Annotated in this window: 7 protein-coding genes; 3 read left to right on the forward strand and 4 right to left on the reverse strand. The window is 49.0% G+C overall.

Annotated features, from left to right (window positions below):
• The first annotated feature begins 170 nt into the window (after positions 1–170).
• Positions 171–578 (forward strand): hypothetical protein, encoded by a 408-nt coding sequence (locus tag AC0ZWN_RS28695; protein WP_476337692.1) that lies wholly within the window; start codon positions 171–173, stop codon positions 576–578.
• 55 nt (positions 579–633) lie between these two features.
• Here AC0ZWN_RS28695 and AC0ZWN_RS28700 read toward each other — a convergent pair whose 3' ends face one another.
• Positions 634–1236, reverse strand: a complete 603-nt coding sequence (locus AC0ZWN_RS28700; RefSeq protein WP_476337693.1) for a hypothetical protein — start codon at positions 1234–1236, stop codon at positions 634–636.
• 293 nt (positions 1237–1529) lie between these two features.
• The gene (locus tag AC0ZWN_RS28705) at positions 1530–2051 is read right to left on the reverse strand and encodes a hypothetical protein (RefSeq protein WP_476337695.1); all 522 of its coding nucleotides are present in this window, start codon (positions 2049–2051) and stop codon (positions 1530–1532) included.
• Between the two features lie 440 nt (positions 2052–2491).
• Here AC0ZWN_RS28705 and AC0ZWN_RS28710 point away from each other — a divergent pair, with 440 nt between their 5' ends.
• Complete coding sequence (locus AC0ZWN_RS28710; protein WP_476337697.1) at positions 2492–2641, forward strand: hypothetical protein; 150 nt, start codon at positions 2492–2494, stop codon at positions 2639–2641.
• A gap of 3 nt (positions 2642–2644) precedes the next feature.
• Here the strand turns inward: AC0ZWN_RS28710 and AC0ZWN_RS28715 are convergent, their stop codons facing one another.
• Entirely contained in the window at positions 2645–2884 is a 240-nt protein-coding gene (locus tag AC0ZWN_RS28715; RefSeq protein WP_476337698.1) for a hypothetical protein, read from the reverse strand.
• A gap of 1176 nt (positions 2885–4060) precedes the next feature.
• Here AC0ZWN_RS28715 and AC0ZWN_RS28720 point away from each other — a divergent pair.
• Complete coding sequence (locus AC0ZWN_RS28720) at positions 4061–4450, forward strand: type II toxin-antitoxin system RelE/ParE family toxin (RefSeq protein WP_476337700.1); 390 nt, start codon at positions 4061–4063, stop codon at positions 4448–4450.
• Between the two features lie 33 nt (positions 4451–4483).
• On the opposite strand, the gene AC0ZWN_RS28725 is transcribed toward AC0ZWN_RS28720, so the two are convergent.
• A complete protein-coding gene (locus AC0ZWN_RS28725; RefSeq protein WP_476337701.1) occupies positions 4484–4798 on the reverse strand; it encodes a helix-turn-helix domain-containing protein in 315 nt (104 codons plus the stop codon).
• Positions 4799–5846: the final 1048 nt, after the last annotated feature.

Consider the following 5846-nt stretch of genomic DNA (forward strand, 5'->3'; position numbering starts at 1 on the left):
GGCAGGGTTTCTTCGTTTTAAAGCTATGTCGCTAATTACGCCAAAGATATTGCCTTTATGCGCCTAGCGCAAATTCCTATTTTCTCCCCGCTCGACCATCACTCAAATCGTGATGCGATGCAGTGATAAACTGTCGACCACCCTACAGACAGAATTCGACACTGCCCTACATGGCAAAATTAACCATTGGCCGCATGGCAAATCTTTATGGTTTGCATCGCTCTACGCTTTATGAAGCCGTGGCCAAAGGCCGTGTAACTGCTGGTCGCGACGGTAAAGGTCAGAGGGTCATCGATTTGTCGGAAATGATCCGTGTGTACGGTGAACCGCAAGGATCGACCCGACACTCTCCGACACCATCTCCCGACACCTCCCCTACACCAATTTTCGACAATTTGTATCCTCTCCTGGAAGAGCTACGGTTGTTGCGCGAAGAAGTGCGAGAGCTGCGCGAGACAATGCGTTTGCTGGAGCACAAACCCGAGGTTTCCCCAGTAAAGCCGAAAGCAACCGCCGCTTCTGCTTCTCAGGAGCCTGCTACCTGGGCGAGTTTGTTCACCGCCTTGGATGATGATTGAAACAGTTTTTCCGATCTGGTTTCGTCATTCAGCGGAGCAACCGCTGTAGCCCGTTCTAAAGGCCAAGAATCGTGTAGACATTATGTCTTTCCTTCGACTCATCACTATGCCTAATCCGAATCAATGTGTGGCTATAGAGAACGTCGAGAGCGGGCCTGATTTTGCTTCTCTGGCACCCCACATAGTCCCTTATTTTTTCATAACCAATGGCCACAGAATCATCGTCGTTCGGGCGAATTGAGACCAAAACCAAATAGATTTTTAGAGCGGTTAGGTACACCTCTCCACGATTAGAAATCTCCGGAAGGTGCTTTCTGACACGATCAAATGGGATTTTCGCCCAGTACGAGTCTTTATTTTTTTCAGTGAGTTCATACACATGGACATGGTTTGTTTTATCAACCAAAACGATGCCCATCTCCACTAGCCTAGCCAAACCTTTAATGACCATAGGCCTTGAAAGGCCCGTCAGCTTTTCCAAATCTGACAACGACAATTTAGCCTGACGTGTCCAAAAATCTATCGAGGTGGATAGGGCGAGAATGCATTTCAGGGCTGCAATTCCACAACCAGATGACTTCCCTCCTAAAAATTTGGCCAGATTGCATTCTGGATCCCTAACCCACCAAGTCGGGCATTTACTAAATTTCCTTGCCATCACTCTTTTCCTTTAGACACAGCCTTACAGACCTGCCTAACACACTCAGCAACAACCAAAAGGGCTACCACTGAAACCATTGCTACCAGCACCAAAGGACTGGCATTCGAAATGATCGAAAAAAAAGCACTGAGCTTGTCCATGTGAACCTCGAATTCAAAACAGTGAAACGAAGCTTATTACTCAGTTTTACGTCTATCTAGATACAGTGATACAAAAAAACACTAAAAAAATTAGAAAAAACTCTTTTAAATCAATAATTTACATCAAAAAATGACTGGTAACTGCTTTAGCTATATTGGTAAATGAGATGTGAAAAAATGCAGTTTTTTGGTAATCGGCATCACACAACCGATTAGCCATCGGTAAATGGTATGGGCTTTTTTTCCGCCAAACGGCTGAAAATTCTCTACATCAGAAGCCTTGTCGGAAAAGTCTATGCCGCTTTTAAACCCGAAATTGGGTATCGGGGCGCAGCCCTGATCAGGTTTTGGGAGACTGCCTGCGTGCAGGCGGTGGCCACAAAACATTTCCTGTCCGAGAAGACGCGTTAAATCGGTCCCCCTTACCTCAGCGAGCACAGTTGAAATGTTGGCAAATGGCCATACGTAAACATAGGCGACTGCCAAACAACCATCCGAAAGGAAATCGAAATGCCGTTGAGCGATCACGAATACGTAAACTTTTCTCAAGACCACGAGCTGAACTACCACTTGGGAAAGGTCAGCAAATCCCAGTCGATAGCCAATCGGTTGACACTCAAAACGATGGGGGATGAGCTTAAAACCAAGCTCAACCAAACGTACCTGACTCACGCAGAATTTCATGCCTACGTAAAAACCCAACTCGCAAGGCTGAGCTGATAAGAGAGGGCTTGGGCCTCTCGATGAGGCCCAAATCACCCACTACGTGAGGCTCATGAATCGGACACTTCTACCCTTTCACAAAGGGCTGTTTTTCGTCATGACGAAAACTAGGTTTCAAAGGGGAACTCCCCTTTGGTACGCCGATTGTGTAAACAATCGGTAACGTGCCTCCCCGAAGCCGGCCTCCCTAAATGATTTGCTCTAAGTCGCTCTAAGTCGCTCAGACTTTCTCTAAATCGCTCTAATTTTCTCTAAACGGCTTTGAACGCATGGCGCAAAATCTTCCGTGTTTTCACTGTAATTTTTTTGGTTTCCGCGCAAACAAGGGCTAATGACACAGCAAAATGTGCCTTTTAATGGGTGTCCCCAAATCACTGAGGACATCTCACATGGCTCACTTCAAAGCGTTTATGTACGAACTCCTGGTCAACGTCGTCACTTCCCTGCTGCTCGATCTGCTGCATCAGGTATTCAACCTGGTGAAGTCGACGTCGGCCTGCCTCGCAGTCTTGGCACCGGCACTGTGTGGGCTAACGTGAACGTTAGAGTTCGACGGCAAATCCCTTGATGCCTTGGGCTTCGGCAAAGCGGCCCACGGCGGTCAAACTAGCCCAGGTGCGCAGCGCTTCGCGCCGCGAGCGCACCGGCAGCCAGCGACTGCCGGCGCCGCCCAAGCGGATGGCCAAACCCCATTTTTCATCGTACCGGCTGATCAGCACTTCACGCACGGCGCCCGCCTCGAGCATGGCGCGTAAAGTTTCTTCCTGGATTCCAGCCTGCATCAATCTGACCTCTTGTTTGCGTTCGGTGAACGAGGCTTCGTTCATCTCAGGTGAGATATCTCACACCGGTTGAACGCTATCTGTCAGCAGATGCTTATTTTCGCGGACGCGAAAATCGGGTGGGTAAAGTACGGAGCCACCGCAAAAGATTGCGGCAAAGTGGGGGGGCCGATTTAACGCAGCGCGTAGTTTCGCGCCCGCGAAACTACGCAACGGTAGCTCACCTGATGACCTACCCCTAGCTCATCGCTGCACGCTAAGGGTCAAATCTGCACGTTAGCGTTCACCACTGTGCTGACTTGTAGGACGCGCTTTCTCCACGCCTAATCGCCCCCCAACCCTCTACGGCCCTTACGTACTTACGCTTTTGCGTAAGTACGCAAAAACGCCACCACGGCTGTGGATTTTCGCGGACGCGAAAATCCACAGGTTCCATGCCGGTTCTTTTCTACCGGAAGGCTGGTGGCACGCGCGTAGGGATGGCTTGGCGTAAAACCCCTCACTATGGCTCTGGCGTACCAGTCCCCGCCATTCTGGCATCCAGCGGGCACAAAAAAGCCCACCGGAGTGGGCTTGGATGACGGGTGGCATTTAACGAATGTCCCGTTATGCGTAACGCATCCGGGGCGAAAGAACGAGCTCAAAAACGACCAGAACCAAAACTGTAAATACACCGTAGGAATGGGCAGTACGCCGATTCAGTCCCTTGGAACCTTGCTCGGGGACTCATTCACAAACGGAGCGTTTTATGTTCACAAGAATTCTGGGGTTATTGATTCGATTGCTGATTCAGTCCTTGCTTGAGTGGCTTTTCGAAAACGGCCCATTTGATTGGTAATAGCCACGAACATCATTTGTGGCAAAAACTGAAACCTACGGTTCAGCAACGATTAATACAACCTGCCTACAGCCTTTCAGTGGTGCGTCTTCTGAGGTACGACCGCATTTTTTTGACGGAAAAGCGTATAGCCATCAAAAAAGCGTCAAAAAGAAGCTGCGTCAGAGCATAGCCTATTGACATATTACTAATTTTTATATACAATTATCGTATCAGGCACATTTTTGTCTGATGCATTACGTGGCAGTAATTTACTGCCCTTTTATCAAAGCATGGAGTTATGAATATGAAATTCATACATCGTTCGAACCAAATAAAAACAGCCTATGGAGGCCACTATGAACCACCCCAATACCAGCATGACCCAAAGTAAAACCCGTTTCACCCCGAAAATGCTCTCCTACCATCCCTTAGCTTTTAAAGAAATGGGTGAAGACATTCCCGAGGATCACCGTGAAGCATTTCTGAGCAGCTTGGAATTCCAATGCAACGGTTTTGACCCGCTGCTGAAGATCAGCCATCTGACAGATGTAAGTCCCGGTGTAATTGAGTTGAAAAGAAATGGTCGTCCCGCCTATCGCTGCGTCTACTACAGTAAGCTGCCAGGCCACATAGTAGTGCTGCATGTTACGGCGAAGACAACCAATGGATCAGATGCTCAGTTGAAACGTACCGCCAGTAAGCGGTTGAAGGACGTCCTAGGCGATCCGACAATTCTGGTTCGATAAGAACCAAGCTCTACCTGGACAAGGCGATGGCTTTTACAGCATCGCCTTTTTTAGTGTCAGCTCCAAAGGTACGTTGTCATTGGTAGGATCAAAATCCGCGTCGAGCTTATAGCCAAGACGTACCAACATTTCCAGCAACGTATCGATGGAAAACTTACTGAGCTGCCCTTTGAATAGGTTGCTCATGCGTGGCTGACTAACGTTCAGTTCCTTAGCTGCTGTCGACTGTGTCCAGCCTTTTTGGCGAATGAGGTTAATCACTACCATCAGCAGTTTAGTTTTAAGGCTCTGCATGTTGAATTGCACGGGATCATCCGTGAATGCTTCAAATATATTTTGATTGGTCATTGCAATACCTCCCTAAACGGTGAGGTCTGTTCTCTCTATAGAGATTAGCCATTGATCAAAGCTTGATCTGTGATGAATCTGATTAAATTTATTCGTTTAACCAGATTGATGCAATTATACAAAAAAAAATAACTATGTCAACACAAGATATAGTGTGTCCGTCAAAAACCCTGCTCAAGATGTTGCGTCAGCGGGCAGGATCCGTTGATTTAGAAAGCTTTTTCGCGCGCAAGTGAACCAGACACGGGTGTGCCTAGCGACTCAACATGATCCGTTTATCCCTTCAGGAGGACTCCCATTCACTAGGAATGATGAATATGTTTCTTTAAGACAAGACCATGGGAATGTGCCCACACGTATAGCAATGGCAGCAGTAGCGGGAAGAGGTTGCTGGCTCACGCGCGCCTAGGGGGCTCCCACTGGCGTGGGAGCCCCTACGATCAGCTTTTAAAAAAAGCGTCTCGCATGACTCCACGCAGTGGGGAAAATGTTCCAGGTTCTATTCCTGGCTCCCACTCCCAACAGGCGTTCCAGACTTTCGGGGATTGGTTAAAACGGCGTCCCCTGCCCTCTTCGGCGTCTGGCGGTCGGTGGGTTTTGAGACAGTTACAGCGCCCGTGGTTGGGTTTTTGCGCTGCCCTGCCGTTGCCTTCTCGCCCTTGCGGGTCGCACCTGACCGGCTATACCGGCTACCGTGAAGAGATCCCCTTGATCGGTAGCTATTACTTTCCCGTGCCCAAAGCATCTTGATTCCAAGCGTCGGGAAGAGGTGTCGGGGGGAGGCTGGAAGCTAGACAGGCGAGGGTTTTCTCGCCAGAATTGTGCTTACCAGGTCTCGATCCCCGCCGCCTAAGCAGAGATTCCCCGAGACCTAGGTCAGGGCGGTTGCCGCCGCGCCTGACCCGAATGAAACCCTGCCTCGGCAGGGTTTCTTCGTTTTAAAGCTATGTCGCTAATTACGCCAAAGATATTGCCTTTATGCGCCTAGCGCAAATTCCTATTTTCTCCCCGCTCGACCATCACTCAAATCGTGATGCGATGCAGTGAT

This window comes from Pseudomonas sp. 3B-A001-10F, assembly GCF_056313565.1.